The organism is Enterobacter cloacae complex sp. ECL411, from assembly GCF_021869665.1.
GTDB classification, from domain to species: domain Bacteria; phylum Pseudomonadota; class Gammaproteobacteria; order Enterobacterales; family Enterobacteriaceae; genus Enterobacter; species Enterobacter intestinihominis.
The window spans coordinates 1,134,002-1,153,412 of sequence record NZ_CP091486.1 but is presented as its reverse complement, the minus strand read 5'-3'; the positions used below and the strand labels follow the sequence as shown (position 1 = coordinate 1,153,412).

Here is a 19,411-nt window from a genome sequence, read left to right as displayed (position 1 = left end):
TGTGCAGGCTACCATAAATTGGTTGCCCGGCGAACCGGGCAATGCGTCAGTATTCCACACGCACCCAGCGCTGCTGCTGATGGCTTTTCACAATCGCATCAAGGATATACATCACACTGGCGCCATCGTGGAAGGTGGCAAACTGCGGATTATCCGGCATCGCTCCCGCCTGCACGGCACGGTAAAACTGCGCCATCATATTTTTAAAGGCATCCGGCCAGCCTTCAATGTGTCCGCCGGGGAAATGGGCGCTGTCGGCCACATCACGGTTCAACAGACCCGGATCGTCGCTGAGCGTCTGGTTTGCCCGGGTGCGATGGCCGATCCACAGCTGCTGCGGGGTTTCCTGATCCCACGCCACCGACTGCTCGCTGCCGTTAATTTCAAAGGTCAGGCGGTTTTTTCGCCCCGCGCTCACCTGCGAGACGCTAAAGCTGCCCTTGCTGCCGTCGTCAAAACGCAACAGCACCGAGCCGAAGTCTTCGGTAGTGACCAGTTTATCTTCATAGTGAGCATGTTCGTCGTGCGTAAACGTCTGACTGCCCGCCACGTTAGCCTTGCGCGTCGGCCAGACGATGGATAAATCAGCCATCACCTCAGTAATGCGCCTGCCGGTGACATACTGCACCGTATCGCACCAGTGGGAGCCGATATCCGCCACCGCCCGCGATGCGCCGCCGAGCGCGGCATCCACCCGCCAGTTGTAGTCGGTTTCCAGCAGCATCCAGTCCTGTAAATAGCTGCCGTGCGAGGCAAACAGCCGCCCGAGGGTGCCCGCGCGCATCATGCTCGCCGCCTGGCGCACCATCGCAAACTGACGATAGACAAAGCTCACGCCATGCACCACGCCCGCCTGCTCTGCCAGCGCCACCAGCTCGCGCGCCTCGTCCGGCGTCATGCACAGCGGCTTTTCGGAAAACACGTGCTTGCCCGCGCGCAGGATCTGGCGGTTAATCTCCGCGTGCAGGTGGTTCGGCGTGCAGTTGTGCACCGCATGCAGATTGGGGTGCGCGAGCAGTTCTTCCACGCTGGCGTAAGCATGCGGCACATTTAGCTGGCGCGCCTTTTCCTGCGCCTTAACGAGCGAACCGTCGCAGAGCGCGACCACCTGCACAAACCCGAGACGCCTGAGCGCCTCGATGTGTGCCGGGCCAATAAACCCGCTACCGATAATCCCGACGTTAATCATGGCTGCCCCCTGCGGCGAAATCATCAAACGCCCGTCCGGAAACGGGAATAATGTGGCGGCGGATAAATTCGCTGCCTTCACTCGCGCCGGTATCGCCATCCTTCAGGCAGCACTCCCACTCCAGCACCGCCCAGCCGTCGTAGTCGTACTGGGTCAGCTTGCTGAAGATGCCCTTAAAGTCGATCTGCCCGTCACCCAGCGAGCGAAAACGTCCGGCGCGGTTGATCCACGGCTGGTAGCCGCCGTAGACGCCGCTGCGCCCGCTGGGGCGGAACTCCGCGTCCTTGACATGGAACGCTTTAATGCGCGCATGGTAGAGATCAATAAAGGTCAGGTAATCCATTTGCTGAAGCAGCATATGGCTCGGGTCGTAGAGAATGTTGCAGCGCGGATGGTTATCCACCAGCGCCAGAAAACGCTCGAAGGTTACGCCGTCGTGCAGATCTTCCCCCGGATGCAGCTCAAAGCAGACGTCCACGCCCTGCTCGTCGAAGGTATCCAGTATCGGCCGCCAGCGGGTTGCCAGCGCCTCGAACGCCTCCTGAAAACGCTGCTCGTTGTGCGGCGGCCACGGATAGAAAAACGGCCAGGCCAGCGAGCCGGAGAAGGTGGCGTGCGCTTTCAGGCCTAATCGGGCCGAGGCGACCGCCGCCTGCTTCAGTTTTTCCGTTGCCCACGTCTGACGCGCCGCATCGTTACCGCGTACGGATGCGGGTGCGAAGTGGTCAAACGCCTCGCTGTAAACCGGGTTCACCGCCACAAGCTGCCCTTCCAGATGGGTCGACAGCTCGCTGATGACCAGCCCGTGCGCGGCCAGCTTAGCGGTGATGTCGTCGCAGTAGGCCTGACTCTCTGCGGCTTTCTCTACATCAAAGATATGCGGATGATTGCAGGGGATTTGCACCGCTCTGTAACCCTTCGACGCCGCCCATTCTGCCAGCCCGTCGAGCGTGTTGAAGGGCGCTTCCCCGCCAATAAACTGCGACAGAAAAATGCCCGGTCCTTTCATTGTCCTCATACCACCTCCAGAACATTACGCCTTGTCATCGTCATACTTAAACGTGAGAAGGAAAATCAGCGCGATCGCCGCGGCAGCCACCGCCGGGATCCACCAGAATGTGACCCACGCCTGCGGCACGGTCTGCCCTGCCACCAGACGGTTGTAGAGCGCGCCGGAAATCTGCGAGCCGAGCAGCATGCCGATGCCGTAGGTGAACATCACGATCATGCTCTGCGCCTGGCCTTTGACCTTTTCTCCCGCCACGCGGTCGGTGTAGATAAAGCCGACGACAAAGAAGAAATCGTAGCAGATGCCGTGCAGCAGAATGCCCAGATACAGCAGAATGCGCCCCTCCTCGCTGACGCCCAGCGCGAACATGGCATAACGTACGAACCACGCCAGCATGCCGATCAGCAGCATATATTTCACGCCCAGGCGGCGGAACAGCAGCGGAATAACCAGCATGAAGACGATCTCAGACATCTGCCCGAAGGACATGGCGGTGCTGACGTCGGCAATGCCGGCATCCGCCAGATACGAGGCGGTGTAGGCGTAATAGGTGCCGAGCGGGACGGAGATCAGCATTGCGCAGACGGAGAAGACGAAGAAGTGGCGGGTTTTGAGCAGCGCGTAGGCGTCCGCGCAGAAGAGATCGCGCACCTTCACAGGCAGGCCTTTCGCCGGTGCTGGCGTGTGCGGCAGCGTCAGGCTATAGAGCGCCAGCAGCACGGAGCTGACCGCCGCTACCTGGAAGATGGTCACGCTGGACGCCACGCCGGTGACGCCGATAAAAATGCCCGCCACGATCCAGCCGATGGTGCCAAACACGCGCACCACCGGGAAGGTTTTATCCACATTTGCCAGGCTGTGGAACGCGATGTTGTTGGTGAGCGCCAGCGTTGGCATGTAGCAGAGCGTGTAGCCAAACAGCAGGCCAATCAGCAGCGCGCCGTTCTCAGCAATCAGCGCCCCCGGCACGAACCAGAGGATCGCCGCGCCTGCGAGGTGCATCACCGCCATCACCTTCTGCGAGGCGAAGAAGCGGTCCACCAGCATCCCGAGCACGAACGGCGAAAGAATGGAAGCGATAGGCCCGGCAGAGAACGCGTCGCCAATCAGCAAAGACATGTTGTGCTGGCTCATCACCAGGCCAAGCGTGACCGACCAGCTACCCCAGATAAAAAATTGCAGAAACATCATCAGCGACAGACGCGGCACCAGCAGCCGGTGTTGCGTTATCGCCTTTTCACTACTCTCAGTTGACACCATGATAAGCCTCAACCGGAAAAAGTAATCGATTACAAATTAGCTCAAATGAAAAGTAATCGATTACAAAACAAAGATCCTGTGGATCGAAACAGAATTGGGAGAGGGGTCACGATAATGGTGAAGCGGAGGTGCCGGGTGGCGGCTTCGCCTTACCCGGCCTACTAAATAACGTCCCCGAACATGTAGGCCCGGTAAGCGCAGCGCCACCGGGCGTGAAGGCAGGCAGTGTGGTGCGGTCTGGTTTGGTGCGGTCTGGTGCCCTCACCCCGGCCCTCTCCCACAAGGAGAGGGAGAAAACCGCGCTACTTTTTGCGTGAAAGCTTAAACGCGATAAACAGGAACACCACCCACACCGGCAGCAGCATCGCTGACAGGCGCATCTCATCCATGGTGCACATCAGCACCAGAATCAGGCCGAGGAAGGCGATACAGATGTAGTTCCCCGCCGGATAGAGCAGCGCCTTGAACTGCGTCTCGCGCCCCTTGCGGCGCATCGCGGCGCGAAAGCGCAGGTGCGCCAGGCAGATCATGATCCAGTTCAGCAGCAGCGTGGCGACAACCAGCGCCATCAGCAGGCCAAACGCCTCTTTCGGCAGCAGATAGTTGATCAGCACCACCAGCGAGGTGATAGCGCCGGAAAGGAACAGCGAATTGATCGGCACGCCGCGACGGCTGACGCGGGTAAGGAACTTCGGCGCATTGCCCTGTACGGAGAGGCCAAACAGCATGCGGCTGTTGGAGTAAACCCCGCTGTTGTACACCGACAAAGACGCCACCAGAATGACGAAGTTCAGCGCGGAAGCCACCACGTTGCTGTTCAGGTCATGGAAGATCATCACGAACGGGCTGCTGTCAGATTTTACTTCCACCCACGGATAGAGCGCCAGCAGCACCACCAGCGAGCCGATATAGAACAGCAGGATACGGTACACCACCTGGTTGACCGCTTTCGGAATGCTTTTGTGCGGATCGCGCGCTTCGGCAGCGGTGATGCCAATCAGCTCCAGACCGCCAAAGGAGAACATAATGACCGCCAGCGAGAGGATCAGCCCTTTCCAGCCGGTCGCCAGGAAGCCGCCGTGCTGCCACAGGTTGTCGATCGATGCACGCTCGCCGCCGTGGCCGGAGAACAGCAGCCACAGGCCAAAGCCGATCATGCCGATAATCGCCAGCACCTTGATCAGCGCAAACCAGAACTCGGTCTCACCATACAGGCGCACGTTCACAAGGTTAACGGCGTTAATAATGATGAAGAAGGCCGCCGCCCAGATCCACGTCGGGACATCCGGCAGCCAGTACTGCATATAGATGCCTGCGGCGGTCAGCTCCGCCATGCCCACCAGCACGAACATCACCCAGTAGTTCCAGCCGGAGAGGAAGCCTGCGAACGGACCCCAGTATTTATAGGCAAAATGCGCGAAGGAGCCGGACACCGGCTCTTCAACAACCATCTCGCCGAGCTGGCGCATGATCAGGAAGGCGATAATCCCCGCGAGAGCGTAACCCAGCAGAACCGCCGGGCCAGCCATTTGAATGGCGGGGCCGATGCCGAGAAACAGCCCGGTACCGATCGCGCCGCCAAGGGCAATTAACTGAATATGTCGATTTTGCAAACCACGTTGCAGCGTCGGACTCTGATCCGACGAAGCTTCAGCGCTACCATGGCCTGAAGCGGATGACGCGTCTTTCACGCCCTACCCCTGTCTCTTTTTTAGAAGGGGCACGTTTTAACACTTCATGCTGGTGGTAGCAAGCTTAACGCCGGGCCAGCGCATGCGCCCGGCTGATAAACGTCACGACCCGATGATCCCGCCGTCTGCTTTGACGATCACCACCGTTGACGATCGCGGACGCCCGTTCGGGCTCGCGTCTGGCCAGCTGGAAACAGCGCGAGGGTTGGCCGGGTCGGTAATATCATCCCCACCCTCCCCCGGATGCTGAATGTTGATAAACAGCGTCCGGTTGTCTGGCGTAAATGCAATGCCGGTGATTTCGCACCCGCGCGGCCCGGTCAGGAATCGGCGATACTCGTTGGTGCCTGGAATGGTAGCCACCATCTGGTTATTGCCCATCCCCTCGTACGCTTTCTTATTGATGGTGCTGGAGGAGACATCGGTCTGGATCCACAGGACGCCCTGGTGGTCAAACGACAGGCCGTCCGGGCTGCCAAATTCCGCGCCCTGCATCGAGCCTTTGGCCTTCGGATCGTCGCCGTCGGTGCGCCCGGCCATGACCAGAATATCCCACTTAAAGCGTGAGGCGGCAGGATCGGCCCCCTCTTCGAGCCAGTGCATAATATGCCCGTACACGTTGTTGGCGCGCGGGTTAGCAGCATCGACCGGTGCCTTGCCCTCTTTCCCGCGATCGCTGTTGTTGGTGAGCGTACAGTAGACGCTGCCGCTGGCGTGCGGATCGACGGCTATCCACTCGGGGCGATCCATCTTCGTTGCCCCCACCACGTCGGCCGCCAGACGGGTTTTAATCAGCAGATCGCCCTGGCTTGCAAAACCGTTGCTTTTATCCAGGCCATTTTGCCCGAAGACAAGCGGCAGCCAGTCGCCGCTGCCGTTTTCGTTGAACCTGGCGACGTACAGCGTGCCGGACGTCAGCAGCTGCATATTGGCTTCGCGGTTCGCGGGATCGTATTTTTTATCCGAAACAAATTTATAGATGTACTCAAACTTTTGGTCGTCACCCATATAAACCACCACGCGATTATCGGCGGCGAGCGTGACGGCTGCCCCCTCATGCTTGAAGCGGCCCAGCGCGGTGTGCTTGCGCGGGGTGGAGGTCGGGTTGTAGGGATCGATTTCCACGACCCAGCCGAAACGGTTGGGTTCGTTAGGGGTTTTATCGACGCTGAACCGCTCATCCACCTCGTTCCAGCGGTATGATTCATCGCTGTCGCTAATGCCGTAGCGTTTTTCCAGCGGGTTGAGATCGGCTTTTTTCACAAATATGTCCGACCAGTTCTCCTCGCAGGTGAGATAGGTCCCCCACGGCGTGTGGCCGTTGGCGCAGTTCTGCATGGTGCCCAGAACGCGTTCCCCCTGCGGATCGGCGGCGGTTTTCATTAAGTCCTGATGCCGCGCCGGGCCGGTAAGCTGCATCGGCGTATTGACGGTAATACGGCGGGCGAACGAAGACGGACGCACCACCTCCCAGCCGCTGCCCGTTTTTTTCACTTCCACCACCGACACGCCCATCGCGTTCTGCCCCTTGCGGGCTTTGTCGAGGCTCCAGTTCGCCGTACCGTCCGTAAACAGCATTCCGTTGTCGATGTATTCATGGTTCATCGCCAGCAGGCCATGCTCCGGGCTTTGCCCCCCCTGCGGCAGGCTAAACCACGCCATGCCGTCGTGGTGCATGCCCGCCTGCACGGCCTGTTCGTCTGTGGTATTGCTGGCGTCCGGTTTAAACGCCGGCATGTTGTTTTTGATGCCTGTCGGATCGCCCCAGCGATAGAACGGGCGGGCAATATATCCTTCCGGCACCCTGACCGTATCTTCCGTGGAGACGTCGATGCTGGTAAAGCCCAGGGAAACCGCTTTTGCCAGCGCGGACGGTTTTGAGACCGCGGCAATCGCATTCTCGGGTGTGATCAGATACGGGAATGATACGGCGGCCCCCGCTACGGCCCCCATCTGGAGAAAACGGCGGCGGGAGAGGAACACCTCTGCCACCTCGGAGAATACCGGGTTAGCGCTGCGGTTACTGATATCGTCGCGATGTTCTTTTTTAAATACGGATTTGAGGGGTCTGCCCATAGCGGCTTCCTGTCATTGGCCAAGAGGTAAGGATGTGGCGACCAGTGTAAGAAGCTTTTATTACAATTTTATAACACGACAACGAAGGGATTGGGGCGTCCCTGCCCCGGATAACGAGGTGGAACGCTTAGAACTCGTAGCCAACCGAGACCTTAAAGGTACGCGGCTCGCCCTGAGTGATGTAAGTACCGGAATCATCCACGCTTGACCAGTAGTTCTCGTTGGTCACGTTGTCGATGCCTGCGCGCACGGTCATCTGGTTTTCATTGTGGTTCACCGCGAAGCGATAGCGCATGCCCAGATCCAGCGTGGTGTAGCTGTCCAGCTTTTTGGTATTCGCCAGGTCAGCATACTGCGTGCCGGAGTGGTTAACGCGCGCGGTCGCCGTCAGGCCCTCAATCGGCTTGATATCGTATTCTGCGCCCAGCACGGCGTAGAAGTTCGGAATACCGATCGCGTCGTTCCCCTGGTTCACGCCGTTTTTAGTTTTGGTCAGCTCGGCCTGAAGCCAGGTGGCGCTGGCGTTCAGACGCATCCCGAGCGTTGGCTCGCCGAAAACGTTCAGCTCCACGCCACGGTTACGCTGTTCAGCGTCCAGGCCGTAGTGGCCGCTGTCGTCGAGGATAGCCGACGGCATTTTGATCTCAAACAGTGCCAGGGAGCCGCCCACGCGGCCAAAGTCCGCCTTTACACCCACTTCGTTCTGCTTAGAGTGCACGATACCGGTGCTCTGGCCGTAGTTGTTTGCTGAGCGAGGCGCAGTTTCACCGGGCTGTAACGCCTCGGTGTGGTTGGCGTAGAGGGAAATTTCCTCCCACGGCTTATAGACCACGCCGTAGGTTGGCATCCAGCGGCTACCGTCAAAACCGTCCGCGTCGTTTTCCGCACCGGTAATTTTGTTGTACCCGCGAATCACCACTTTCTGATGGCGTGCGCCTGCGGTAAACAGCAGTTTGTCGTCCAGCACGCCCAGGGTATCGCTCAACAGCCAGCCCTGCGTGCGGGTGCGCCCACTGGTCAGCGGATCGCTGTATTTGCCGCCTGAGCCGCTGAAGTTGCTGCTGTCCGGCATAGCAACGCCGGTGTTGTGGTAGATGTTGGTGGTCGGGTTATCCGCCGCGGCAGACATTTTCCACGCGATTTTTTCGTTTTTGGTCATCGCCGAATACCCGACATTCACCTTGTGCGAGACGAAGCCGGTCATGAAGTTACCGCGAATGCCCGCCATGCCGCTGACGGAATCGCTGATGCGGTTGGTATCAAGGCGGCTGACCGTCGCATTACCGCTTTTATCCATCAGCTTCGGCGCGCTGTAGATCCCCTCTTCGTGCGCGTGCTGTGCGCCGAGGCCGGTATAGGCCGTCCAGCTATCGGTGATGTCGTACTCGCTGCGCCACATGCCGAATTCGTTTTCGATATCGCTGTAGGCCCACTTCTGCGAGAAGTTGCGATCGTTCTTCGGTGGTTCAGGCACGAAGTCCACCGCCGAGATGTTGACGCTGGTCGGGCTGCCGTGGAAGGTTTTTTTCTGATAGCCCAGGTCCAGCGAGGTGCGGAAACGGTCACCTTTGTAATCCAGACCGGTGGAGAGCAGCGTGGTGCGGCGGCGGTCGTTCGGCACGCCGGTTTCGCCTTCACGATGCACAAGGTTCACCCGCGCGCCGAACTGGTCGTTATCGCCAATGCGACGCCCCGCATCCAGCGTGGTGCCAATCTGGGAATCCGAGGTGTAGTCGACGCCCACTTTCGCCTGCGGGATGTCGCCCGCGTGTTTTGGCTCAAGGTTGATCATCCCGCCCACGCCCGAGCTGGCCGCGCCGTTCATCAGGGAGTTGGCCCCTTTGAAGATCTCGATGCGGTCAACCATCTGGGCATCCACCACCTGACGCGGCAGTACGCCAGACAATCCGCCAAAGGTCATATCGTCGCCGTCAAACTTCAGGCCGCGGATACGGAAGGTTTCCGCGCTGTTGCCGTACCCCTGAACGAACTGCACGCCCGCGTCGTTAGCGACCACGTCAGCAATGGTTTTCGCCTGCTGATCTTCCACCAGCTTCGAGGTGTAGCTAATGATGTTGAACGGCACGTCCATGGCGTTCTGCTGCCCGAGCATCCCCATACGTCCGCCGTTAGCCACCTGGCCGTCGAGGAAGGCCGGAAGCAGTTGGTCACCGCCGGGTTTGAAATCACTCCCCGCCGTGGACTGGACCACGATGGTGTCCTCTTTTTTCTCTTCCGCCGCAAAGGCGGAGTGTGTAACCGCGCCGATGGCAATCGCCAGCAGCGTTTTGTGCATTGTGGTGTTGTTCATAATGAGCTCTTAACGTGCGCGCAAAAATGGCCCGTTGTCGGGCCTTAGTATTTATCAAATGAAATGCAAATGAGAACTATACGCATTATATATACGTAATCAAGCGTCAACGAGGAGCACTGCGCGAGAAGAGGCTAAAAACGATGTGGGGGAGAAGTATGGCGCACAACCACCCCAGAAAGGGGTGGTTGCTAAAGCGTTATTTTTTCTTGTAAATATCGGCGGTGCCGTGAATTTTGTTGTTTGTATTACCGGAAGTCAGCACCAGCACATCAGCACCTTCTTTATCGGCCTTTTCGACCAGCTCTTTTTTCGCATCGTCGACAGAGACTTCGTTAGCCGTGCTCACGGTACCGATTTTTTCGTACTGAGACTCAACTTTTTCGAATTCGTTTTTTGTCATCATTTCAGCCGCAAAGGCGTTGGTGGTAAACAGAAACGCGGTGCCCAACAAAATAGCAGTCGTTTTTTTCATAAACTTTTTCCTTAAGATTAATGAGCAACTACGAAAAGCCCCCACGCGAAACGGTGAGGTGTAATGAGCATGGTAGAGGATTGGCGAAAATGCCATATACCAGGGAAAATTCTTTTATAACAGGCTGTTGTCCTGCATGAATAAAGGGTTTAAGCGGTATTTGAACGCGCCAGATACTTCCTCTGGACGATTTTATGGTGTCGTCTGATTTTTTTTGCGATCAGGCGTTTTTCCCAACGCCGGTGGGATTCAATGGGAATACCAATGCGCAGGCTGGCCGTCACGTTGTCTTCAACAATCCTTTTCGCGTTACAACGCTTCCCGGACAGATCGATGATCCTTATTCCTTTTTCACTCAGGATGAAGTTCCCGCCGTGCGCATCCCCGGAAATGATTTTCAGATTGTGCATTGTCTGCATACTGTGTCGGATTTCACGCTTTATGTCCGGCGTGATCGCGGGAAGAACGCGTAACTCCGGACCGGGGACATACTCAAACAACATGAGCGAGATTTTTGCGAATCTGAAAATCCGGCGTTCAGCCAGGAGATAAAAATCATTCGGGAAGGTATGACCTTGCCTGCCGGCATAGTCGATCCGCTCAATCAAATTTTCGTTGGGGTTGGGCGTAAAAAACGATTTGAAAAATTTTTCTATCCTTTTTTTCCTGGGGGAGTAAATCTTTAATACAAACTGTCCGTAGGGGGTATTCAGTAAAGAGACGTGGGTATGCGGAAGGCTTTTAAATACCATCTGAACGCTGAGTCGTTTTACATTACAGGACAATATATCGTCCAGTATTTCCAGGTATCGTGTATCGTTATTTTTATAACAGACGTGAAAACCACGGTATTTCATTTTTGTAATCATAATAATGTGCTTAGTATGATTTTTCCACGGTGGTATTAGAACCCGTTGTGATGATACGAACTTTGTCGCCAGGGTTAAATGTCAAACCATTATTGTGCTGCACCACCTGAATAGTCTGCCCGGATTGAGTCTTGATAAGTAACTTCACTTCCTGTGCTGCCAATTCGTTAGACTGCCGGTTATGAGAAGCCGCCGCCCCGGCTGTTGCACCGGCTACCGTCATGGCGGTTTTCCCTTTGCCGTTACCGAACTGGTGACCCACTACGCCACCAATCGTGCCCGCGGTTAAGGTACGCAGCGGATGATACCCTTCTCGGGTATGCGTAATAATTTGGCTCTGCAGAACCGTGCCATCCTCCACCAGCGATCGGATGCCAGCGTAACTCGCCGGACTGGTGATAGCCAGAAAGCTCAACGCGATGAGTAAATATTTTTTCATTTTAAGCCTTTCTTATACATTGAAGGTGACACTATTCTGCCCGGCGAAAAATCCTCTCCTTTAGCTAAATATGCTTTACCAGGCAAATAATTTATTTTTACACAAAACGACCATAAATTTAAAAATAAACAATTTAAAACTGGAAAGGTATATTGACTTCAATTATCAATAACGTGTTTTCCAGATACATTGTCAGAGTATTTGATTCAGACGAAGCAATATCCATTGCACAATTCTCAATAATTACCAATCATCGTTATTAAAATAATGGTCCCTGTCCATACAGGGAAAACATCAGGAGTTATAGTATGAAAAAAGTCATTCTCGCTCTGGCTTTCACTGCGGCATCATTTTCTGCATTTGCAAATCATCCGGTAGCCCGTGCGACTGCCGTCGCCTCCGCCGATCATCCTGTTGCCGTTGCGGCGGCCACCGGTGAAGGTAACCATCCTGTCGCCCGCACCACGGCGGTGGTATCTGCCGATCACCCTGTCGCCGTCGCAGCCGCAACAGACGGTAGTTATCATCCCGTCGCCCGTGCAACCGTGGTCGCTAACGCTGACCATCCGGTCGCCGCCGCGGCCGTTACAGGGCACTGATGGCGCTCTCCCCCGGCAAGTAAGCTGGGGGAAAAGTCAATGTGTCGTATGACCCTGGAAGGCCAGTTATTAAAGGTAATGAAAACACGATTCAGGCTGGTCAGGAACGGCTGAGTGCCGGAGGGTTAATGGCACGCCCTGTAGGATTCGAACCTACGACCTACGGCTTAGAAGGCCGTTGCTCTATCCAACTGAGCTAAGGGCGCACGGAGAAGAGTGTACTTCGCGGTGGTGAAACGCCTGGAATTATACGGTCAATGCGTAGTGAGTCAATGCCTTTTCCACCTTCTCTGCCGTTAATGACTAGCTGATTGTAAATACGGCTGTTTTTTCAACATTTATCCCTCTTTTACGGGCTGCGAAAAGGCTTAGCCGCTTTTAAGTAACGCCTGCTGTTTTCCTGTTTACTTCCCCTTCACACTGTCCTGCGGTATCCCGGCCGCCTGGAGGCTGGAAATGAACAGGACGACGGAGTGACAGCGTCAGACCAGACAGGTTTCCCCTCGTGCGTGCAGCACATCTCACACGACATTACAGGCATCAAGCTTGAACCCATTGTCGCCCTCTCCTCTTCGCGCACGGTAGGGGCTGAAGTGCTCAGCGTGCTGTCACCGCATCAACAAAGCGAAGGCTTTTTTCACGACTGGTCCGCTGCTCGGGCGCTTATGCTGCTGGAAGCACAGATCGCTGCGTTAAAAAAACCCTTTCCCTGCGACAACCTTTTCATAAATTTGCCGATAACCGTTCTGACCATACCGGAAATGTTCCAGCGTTTACTGCAACTTAACAGCCCACCGCTGAACATTGAACTCGTGGAGCCTGCTTCCTTCTTTTCTCTCTCAGACCCGGCACGTCTGAGGGTGAGTTGTGCGCTTCAGCAGTTGACGGCGCAAGGACATCGGATCTGGTTGGATGACATTGATGAAGCGTCAGGGCGCGCGTTTTTGTCCTGCCGCATGCCGTTAAGCGGAATAAAAATCGATAAGATCGCTTTCTGGCGTTTACGTGCAACGCCAGCGCTGGCAAACCTGGTCACGCTTTGTTCAAAAATTGCTGAAAATGTACTCATAGAAGGCATTGAAACAGAAACGGACCGTAAGTTTGCGCTTCAGGCTGGCGCGCGCTTCGGTCAGGGATATTATTGGCCATCCTGGAGATGGCAGGAGGACTGAACGGTCATCGCCAAGAGGGAAGCTATGCGAATGACAGTACGCCGTTACCGGCGTCGTCGGACAGGAAGTGATTCACCGGGTTCAACGCACTCGCCTTTTGCTCTCCCATTTTTTGATCGTCTCGAATATTTGAGCCAGTCAATCAACCAGACCCGCAAAACCGATGCTCCCTTTATCGTCCTGGTCACACAGGATAACTTTTTCCGTTCCGGTTTTCTGAGCGGGCACTCTCCCCTGAGCAATTGCTGTGACTATTCCACCCTGGAAGCCGCCCTCAGCGATCTGAATCAGTGGCCTTCATCACGTCTGGTGGTAGATGTAGAAAGCCGCGCCTCGCCGCTTATTGACCTGCTGGACCGATTACGACGCCACAGCCTGTTCGCCCCCTACCTGACACCCTACCTGCTCATTCGCGCCGATGATTACGATACACGCCTGTTTTGCAAAGCGGCTGGCCCTTTTCATGTGCTTGAACGGCAACTTACGCCGCGGGCTTTGCAACAAACCTTGCTGGAAGCGCCGTCACCCGCCGGCCACCGGAAAGAGTGGTTTTCACGTGATGAATGGCCGATCCTGCAGGCGCTGTCGCAGGGTAGCACCCTGCGACAGATTGCTCAGTTACAGAACCGCCCCTATAGCCGCATTATTTACCGTCTCAGCTGCATCCTGGCGAAACTTGGGCTGAATCATCGTCATGAGTTGCTACATCTTCTCAACAACCTTTCAGATTTCACGTATTAACGTATTCAGTAACCCCTTAATTCCTAAAGACCTTTAAGAAAACACTTAGGATATATGTTAATTTTTTGTGTTTTTTAACAAAACTTTCGATTTTATAACTATTCCTAATTCTTCAACTTAAACCATGCGAAATGCTGCCTGTACGCTAAACGAGAGTCATTTTATCCATGCGTTAAGTTTCTGACGTTTCCGTTAACAGGATGATAATGGTGTAAAAACAAGCGATTTATCTGTGAATAAAAGCGATGAGAGGTGAAGAAAACAGCAGATAGTGCTGTTTTGACGAAGGGATCATCCTCCTGGTCTGAGGCGTTAGAAATGAGGCGATGACGCGCTAAAGAGCGGACATCAGAGGTAGCGGACAGGCGGAAAACACGTTGTCACGACCTGCGTATTGTTAACATTTGATCAACATACAGTAAGATCGTTTATTTTTTGTTATTACATAAAGATGAAACTGTGTGGTAAATGCAATATCAGGACATTTTTGCTAATTTTAAAAAGTTAGCGATTCAGATACAGAAGATAATAATCATCAATATATGGACATTAATTTACAGGCTTTTCGGACAATACTTAAACGGTATAATAAGACGTGTTTGACACGCGAATAAGAAAAATCATTTTGCCATAACAGCCTTATGAGATAACTGCGCTCAGGCATTGATATCACCACTACGTAAACAAGGATGCTTTCGCTCTTCCCAGGGATCTACCGTACAAGGATCTGCGTAATTATCCTTCCGGCTTTTCGAGAGTTTTAACAAAACTCAGCATAACGCTTTTAACAATCTGAGGCATAAAAAATGAAACCGGCATCCGTTATCATTATGGACGAACACCCTATCGTCAGAATGTCGATAGAAGTCCTGCTACAGAAAAATAAAAACATCCAGGTCAAACTGAAGTCAGGCGACAGCCACGAAGTGCTTGACTGTATACGCAACCACCCCATCGACCTGGTCATTCTCGATATCGAAATGACAGGCACGGATGGCTTCGTATTATTGAAAAGAATCAGAAACTTAAATAAAGATATTAAGATTCTCTTCCTCTCTTCGAAATCTGAAGCCTTCTACGCAGGGCGCGCCATCCGCGCCGGGGCAAATGGTTTTGTCAGTAAGCGGAAAGATCTGGGGGAAATTTATAACGCGGTGGAAATGATACTGACGGGCTATTCTTTTTTCCCGTCAGAAACATTGAGTTTTATAAACCATATAGGCTCCCGGACAGGCGCCGCTGTGGATATGCCATTATCGAATCGTGAAGTGACGGTTCTGCGATATCTGGCGAACGGATTATCTAATAAGGAGATTGCGGATCAATTATTACTTAGCAACAAAACAATTAGCGCCCATAAGTCTAATATTTTTTCCAAGCTGGGCGTACAAAGTATCGTTGAATTAATTGATTACGCGAAAGCGCACGAATTACTGTAATCCTTCCCTCTCCCTGCAACATATAACCGTTACAGGGAGAGGGGATACGATTAATTATAATTAATCATGAAAGTTGCATCGGCATCAGCCCGGCCCGGCTGCGGGTTATCCGCCGTGGCGATATAATTGGCATAAAACGACAGTTCGGCATTTCCCTGCGCATCCACCGACACCGTCTGGCTGGCCTGCTGCAACGCGAGGCGCGTTTTATCCCGGTCGAGGATCTCCACGGCCACGTTGCTGGCCGCGCTGGCATCATTCAGCGCCAGCAGGCTGTTATCATGCCCGTCCATCTTCCCCGTAAATGTGATCGAAGCCGCCCCCGGCGGGCATCCGGTCAGCTTCAGGGTGAACGGTACAGGCTGCGTCCGGCTTCCCGTTGTGCGGAGCTGTTTCGTGGGCCAGGTGCCGAGCGTGACGGTTTTATTGCTGTCGTCCCCCTCCGCCACGCATGTAAAGTCCACTATATTGCCGTAAAGCTGAATGTTAATTTCCCCAAGCGCCGTCTCTGCGTGCGCAGGGGAGCAAAGCGCAAAGAGCGCGACGGCTAAATACCGCATTCCGTTTCGCATACCTGCTCCTTAGTCATAGTCGACGCGTAAATAGCCGCGAGAGGTAAAACGCCCCTCGGCAGGTTTTTTACCGGTCACGCTGACGGGCCACGCGCGGATCCCCACCTGTGCCTGTGCGCTATCGTCCAGACGGAACGGGATTTTGCTGGTCAGGTTGTTCGGCGTCAGCGGCACACCATTACTGTTGGCAATCACAAAACCCACATCCGCGTTATCAGAGACCAGCGTACTGCCTGAAACCTTCTCCGCTTCAACACGCATTGTGAGCATGGCGTTCGCCTCGACGTTGGTGCATTTTATGCCGATGGTTTTGCTTTGCGCTGAGATCCCCTCCGGCTTATTTCCGATGCCCGCTTTACTGAACAGAGAGGCGCCGATGTCTCCGAAATCGAACTCCACCACATTCCCGGCATTAATCTCACAGCTCTGAGGCACCTGAATGGTCCCGCTGTAGCTGATGGTATAAACCGGCGTGGTGAGCGGATCCGTGGAGGTCGTGGTGACGTAAACCCGGAACATGATTGCCCGGGGGATCACCACCATATTGATAAAGCGTCGGGTCACCTTAAGCCGAAAGACGAGGCTGGAATCCTGTACACCAAACGGTTTGTTTTTAGACACGTTCGGATGGCTCCCCATCTGAATGTACTTTCTGGGTGGATAGAACGTGCCAGCGTAGCTGTCGGTGATTTTCATCGCCCCGTCCAGATAGTCGTTTAGCTTCAGATACTGGTAGCCATCGCTGGTGCCTGTGACCGGGAATTCGGTCACATAGCTACGCTTGGTGGTGTTCCCGGACGTTCCCTTAGGGCAGACGGCGTTGACGCCCACCCACTGGGACTTCTCGCTGAGTGTAACAATCTGCCCCACCTGGTTATTGGAGCTGTTGAATTTATCCGTCAGGTCGTAATACACCTCCGTCGGCACGCCATTTTCATTGACGCAGACGGTGGCGAACGCCTCAGATAGCGGCAAAAATGCCAGAAGGGATAGCCCCAGATAATGGATTTTATTCACAGCGGATCCCCTTAAGTGTGATCGCCTGTTGCAGGCTCTGTTCTGGCAGGCTGTAGGGCGCACGACACTGGGACTGCTTCCCGTCTCCCCACTGAATCAGCAGTTCCCCGCTCAGCGGCAGCCCGCTCAGGTAAATCTGACCGTCATCGCCCACCATGCTGGTTACGCCGCTCTGCGTCTCACGCACCACCGCCCCAAACGGCACAGGCTGGTTATCACGCTTCACGGTGAGCAACGCACGCACGCCGATGCGGGTGTCAAAACTGGCGCGCACCAGCGCACCGTTCGTCGGCACGACGCTGGAAACGTTATTTTCAATGTCGGTGTTGTTGCTCATGGTGTTAGTGTCGAGCGCCACGCGGTTGTAACGGTACACCGTGGCGTACGGCATCACCGCATAGCCACGCCAGTCTGTTTTGACGCCGGTCTGGTTTTCGACGCTCACGCCTGACGCGCCCGGCGCTTTGATCAAGACGTTGGTATCGCCCAGCGGCTGACTGAATGTGATGCCGTCTGAATGCCCTACCACGCCGCCGGAGAGCTGCCAGTTGAGGTCGTGCTGATCCCGCGTGTAGTTGTAGCCCACACCCAGCGTACCGTACGTTGCCTGCCAGTTGGCGCTGGCGCTGCCGCTGGCACCGTTATTGCTGGTGTGACCCTGCGTGACGCTGTAGTTCAGGTTACGATCCTGGAGCAGCGTTCCGCTGATCCCGGTCTGCCAGCTGGTATCACCGTCGCTGTTGCGGCTTGCTGAGGCCGTGGCATAGGCCCGGTCGATCGCGTTATCGCGACGGTAGCCGTGACGGGTGAACAGGCTGAACGGGACGGAGACGTTAAACGAGGCGATCCGGTCAGTTCCTTCAATGCCGACGGCCTTGTTCCATGACCAGGATAAGGCGTAGCTGACCCCTTTCACCCCGCCTGCGTAGCCGAGCTGATACCAGACGTTGGACTCGCTGGTGCCCCAGTAACTTTGCTGGCTGCCCGACACGTACACCGAGCCGTAATCGCCAAGAGACTGGGAGATATTGAGCTGGAAACGTCCTTTTTTATTCAGCGTCAGGTTGTGATAGCTCTGCACGTCCGGCACGCCGTCATCGTCCTGATCGTCGCCATACTGGTAGCCTTCCATTGTGCGCCAGGCCACATCGTCGAGGGTGTAGAAGCCTTTGGTCGAGTAGCGATAGCCCAGCAGCTGGAAGTTGGTGCCGAATCCGTTAAGGGATTTTGCGTACAGGAACCGCAGTGACTGCCCTTCATGGCGGCTGTCATCGGCAAGCTGGCTGCGGGCATGGGTGAGGTCAAGTGACACAGCCCCCCAGTCACCGAGGTTTTTACCCGCGCCAATGGCGATGGCGGTATAGCGCGAGGCCAGCTGCGTTCCGCCGTACAGCGTGTAGCCGTCGGCAAGACCCGCAATCATCGTACCCTGAGTAAAGAACGGCGTGTCCTGCTCGCTGTTGCCGCTGCGATAGTCCCCTGCCACCAGATCGTATTTCCAGCGTCCTTCACGCTGAAGCAACGGAACGGTGGAATACGGGACGGTGTAGCGCTGCTGGCTGCCGTCCTTCTCTTCCACCGTCACCTCCAGGTCACCGCTTGAGGAGGTCGGGTTAAGGTCAGTTATCGCAAAAGCCCCCGGCTGCACATAGCTCTGGTAAATCACGTATCCGTTCTGGCGGATCACCACTTTGGCAGGGGTGCGGGCGATTCCGCGTACGGTAGGCGCGTAGCCTTGCAGGCTGTCCGGATACATGCTGTCGGACGAATAGAGCCGACCACCGCGAAAACCGACGCTGTCGAAGACATCGTTACCGGTGTTGCTGTCGCCGAGCACCAGCTCGCTTTTTAGCGGAATGACCGTACGCTGCGCCCAGGTGCCAATATTTTGCCAGCTGCTGTGCCGCCGGCCGTTGCTTTCGGTATAACGCCACGCGCCGTTATTGCGTAATCGCCAGGCGCCATAGTTCAACCCGCTTTGCAGGTTCAGATAGTAGCTGTCGTCGTCGCTGCCCCGGTTGCCGGTGAAGCTGTAGTTCAGCAGCGCGGCGGGGATGCCTTCATCCCACTGTTCAGGCGGAATATACCCGCGGGCGCTGTTTTGCATCGCCACCTGAGGCAGACTGACGTTAAGGCGCAAGGAGGCGAAGTTGAACGCCGTTTCGCTGCCCGGAATAGCCGTGGTGAGCGGAACGCAGGTCTCGCCCTGCACGTTGCTCAGTTCCGGGAAGGCGGCGATATTGACGCCAAAGCGATCGAGCATCGCGCGCGTAATGCACGGCGACAAACCGCCCGCGACCGGCGGCGTGTTGTCGGCTTGCTCAAACCGCACGTCCTGGGTGCCGATAAACTCATCGTTACGCCAGATATCGACGCGATAGACGCCCGGTGCCTGCTGGTGGCCTTTCTCAAAACGCGACAAATCCGCCACGTTCGCCGCGTCATCGGAGAGAAACGCCGGGTTAAAGTAGCTTTCACCCCAGCCAGCGTGTGGCCAGAGCGTTGCCATCAGTGCCAGCGCAACCGGGCAGTAACGCCATTGAGTGTTCATC

The 19,411-nt window shown here is 55.5% G+C and carries 16 protein-coding genes and 1 tRNA gene; 4 read left to right on the top strand and 13 right to left on the bottom strand.

The window, feature by feature from the left end:
* Nucleotides 1-46: 46 nt before the first annotated feature.
* The 9 genes from L3069_RS05455 to L3069_RS05415 form a co-directional block, all read right to left on the bottom strand.
* Nucleotides 47-1,189 (bottom strand): Gfo/Idh/MocA family protein, encoded by a 1,143-nt coding sequence (locus L3069_RS05455; RefSeq protein WP_038415578.1) that lies wholly within the window; start codon nt 1,187-1,189, stop codon nt 47-49.
* Nucleotides 1,182-2,207: a sugar phosphate isomerase/epimerase gene (locus tag L3069_RS05450; protein WP_038415576.1), complete on the bottom strand. Its 1,026-nt coding sequence runs from the start codon at nt 2,205-2,207 to the stop codon at nt 1,182-1,184. The genes L3069_RS05455 and L3069_RS05450 overlap by 8 nt, the downstream gene beginning before the upstream one ends.
* 15 nt (nt 2,208-2,222) lie before the next feature.
* Complete coding sequence (locus L3069_RS05445) at nt 2,223-3,458, bottom strand: MFS transporter (RefSeq protein ID WP_038415574.1); 1,236 nt, start codon at nt 3,456-3,458, stop codon at nt 2,223-2,225.
* A 302-nt stretch (nt 3,459-3,760) separates the two neighbouring features.
* A complete protein-coding gene (pheP, locus tag L3069_RS05440; protein ID WP_038415572.1) occupies nt 3,761-5,149 on the bottom strand; it encodes a phenylalanine transporter in 1,389 nt (462 codons plus the stop codon).
* A 102-nt stretch (nt 5,150-5,251) separates the two neighbouring features.
* A complete protein-coding gene (locus L3069_RS05435) occupies nt 5,252-7,225 on the bottom strand; it encodes a PhoX family phosphatase (RefSeq protein ID WP_038415570.1) in 1,974 nt (657 codons plus the stop codon).
* A gap of 127 nt (nt 7,226-7,352) precedes the next feature.
* Nucleotides 7,353-9,536, bottom strand: a complete 2,184-nt coding sequence (locus tag L3069_RS05430) for a TonB-dependent siderophore receptor (protein WP_063135796.1) — start codon at nt 9,534-9,536, stop codon at nt 7,353-7,355.
* A 199-nt stretch (nt 9,537-9,735) separates the two neighbouring features.
* The gene (gene yahO, locus L3069_RS05425; protein WP_022647318.1) at nt 9,736-10,011 is read right to left on the bottom strand and encodes a DUF1471 family periplasmic protein YahO; all 276 of its coding nucleotides are present in this window, start codon (nt 10,009-10,011) and stop codon (nt 9,736-9,738) included.
* A gap of 149 nt (nt 10,012-10,160) precedes the next feature.
* Nucleotides 10,161-10,880, bottom strand: coding sequence for a lipopolysaccharide core heptose(II) kinase RfaY (locus L3069_RS05420; protein ID WP_051979816.1), 720 nt, complete (start codon nt 10,878-10,880; stop codon nt 10,161-10,163).
* A 10-nt stretch (nt 10,881-10,890) separates the two neighbouring features.
* Nucleotides 10,891-11,319 (bottom strand): glycine zipper 2TM domain-containing protein, encoded by a 429-nt coding sequence (locus L3069_RS05415; RefSeq protein WP_022647316.1) that lies wholly within the window; start codon nt 11,317-11,319, stop codon nt 10,891-10,893.
* Nucleotides 11,320-11,627: 308 nt separating this feature from the next.
* Between L3069_RS05415 and L3069_RS05410 the strand changes: the two genes are divergently transcribed.
* The gene (locus L3069_RS05410; RefSeq protein ID WP_022647314.1) at nt 11,628-11,918 is read left to right on the top strand and encodes a hypothetical protein; all 291 of its coding nucleotides are present in this window, start codon (nt 11,628-11,630) and stop codon (nt 11,916-11,918) included.
* A 129-nt stretch (nt 11,919-12,047) separates the two neighbouring features.
* Here the strand turns inward: L3069_RS05410 and L3069_RS05405 are convergent.
* A tRNA-Arg gene (locus L3069_RS05405) sits at nt 12,048-12,124 on the bottom strand.
* Between the two features lie 303 nt (nt 12,125-12,427).
* Between L3069_RS05405 and L3069_RS05400 the strand changes: the two genes are divergently transcribed.
* From L3069_RS05400 to fimZ, 3 genes are all read left to right on the top strand, one after another.
* Nucleotides 12,428-13,090, top strand: a complete 663-nt coding sequence (locus tag L3069_RS05400) for an EAL domain-containing protein (protein ID WP_032670951.1) — start codon at nt 12,428-12,430, stop codon at nt 13,088-13,090.
* Nucleotides 13,091-13,114: 24 nt separating this feature from the next.
* Entirely contained in the window at nt 13,115-13,831 is a 717-nt protein-coding gene (locus L3069_RS05395; RefSeq protein ID WP_022647312.1) for a response regulator transcription factor, read from the top strand.
* 806 nt (nt 13,832-14,637) lie between these two features.
* Nucleotides 14,638-15,270, top strand: a complete 633-nt coding sequence (gene fimZ, locus L3069_RS05390; protein WP_022647311.1) for a fimbria biosynthesis transcriptional regulator FimZ — start codon at nt 14,638-14,640, stop codon at nt 15,268-15,270.
* Between the two features lie 50 nt (nt 15,271-15,320).
* Here fimZ and sfmF read toward each other — a convergent pair whose 3' ends face one another.
* Genes sfmF through L3069_RS05375 form a run of 3 tightly spaced genes read right to left on the bottom strand, consistent with a single transcriptional unit; the run spans nt 15,321 to nt 19,410 of the window.
* Entirely contained in the window at nt 15,321-15,842 is a 522-nt protein-coding gene (sfmF, locus tag L3069_RS05385) for a fimbria assembly protein (RefSeq protein ID WP_023299488.1), read from the bottom strand.
* A gap of 9 nt (nt 15,843-15,851) precedes the next feature.
* Nucleotides 15,852-16,859, bottom strand: coding sequence for a type 1 fimbria D-mannose specific adhesin FimH (gene fimH, locus L3069_RS05380; RefSeq protein WP_022647309.1), 1,008 nt, complete (start codon nt 16,857-16,859; stop codon nt 15,852-15,854).
* Nucleotides 16,852-19,410, bottom strand: a complete 2,559-nt coding sequence (locus L3069_RS05375) for a fimbrial biogenesis usher protein (protein ID WP_100167685.1) — start codon at nt 19,408-19,410, stop codon at nt 16,852-16,854. Before L3069_RS05375 ends, fimH begins: the two co-directional genes overlap by 8 nt.
* Nucleotide 19,411 lies beyond the last annotated feature (1 nt).

What these genes read in the sequence shown, in the direction of transcription:
- L3069_RS05410 (WP_022647314.1), top strand. Translation starts at nt 11,628, where the DNA reads ATGAAAAAAGTCATTCTCGCTCTGGCTTTCACTGCGGCATCATTTTCT.
- L3069_RS05415 (WP_022647316.1), bottom strand. Translation starts at nt 11,319, where the DNA reads ATGAAAAAATATTTACTCATCGCGTTGAGCTTTCTGGCTATCACCAGT.
- L3069_RS05375 (WP_100167685.1), bottom strand. Translation starts at nt 19,410, where the DNA reads ATGAACACTCAATGGCGTTACTGCCCGGTTGCGCTGGCACTGATGGCA.
- L3069_RS05445 (WP_038415574.1), bottom strand. Translation starts at nt 3,458, where the DNA reads ATGGTGTCAACTGAGAGTAGTGAAAAGGCGATAACGCAACACCGGCTG.
- L3069_RS05455 (WP_038415578.1), bottom strand. Translation starts at nt 1,189, where the DNA reads ATGATTAACGTCGGGATTATCGGTAGCGGGTTTATTGGCCCGGCACAC.
- fimZ (WP_022647311.1), top strand. Translation starts at nt 14,638, where the DNA reads ATGAAACCGGCATCCGTTATCATTATGGACGAACACCCTATCGTCAGA.
- L3069_RS05435 (WP_038415570.1), bottom strand. Translation starts at nt 7,225, where the DNA reads ATGGGCAGACCCCTCAAATCCGTATTTAAAAAAGAACATCGCGACGAT.
- L3069_RS05450 (WP_038415576.1), bottom strand. Translation starts at nt 2,207, where the DNA reads ATGAGGACAATGAAAGGACCGGGCATTTTTCTGTCGCAGTTTATTGGC.
- L3069_RS05420 (WP_051979816.1), bottom strand. Translation starts at nt 10,880, where the DNA reads ATGATTACAAAAATGAAATACCGTGGTTTTCACGTCTGTTATAAAAAT.
- L3069_RS05430 (WP_063135796.1), bottom strand. Translation starts at nt 9,536, where the DNA reads ATGAACAACACCACAATGCACAAAACGCTGCTGGCGATTGCCATCGGC.
- L3069_RS05395 (WP_022647312.1), top strand. Translation starts at nt 13,115, where the DNA reads ATGCGAATGACAGTACGCCGTTACCGGCGTCGTCGGACAGGAAGTGAT.
- sfmF (WP_023299488.1), bottom strand. Translation starts at nt 15,842, where the DNA reads ATGCGAAACGGAATGCGGTATTTAGCCGTCGCGCTCTTTGCGCTTTGC.
- yahO (WP_022647318.1), bottom strand. Translation starts at nt 10,011, where the DNA reads ATGAAAAAAACGACTGCTATTTTGTTGGGCACCGCGTTTCTGTTTACC.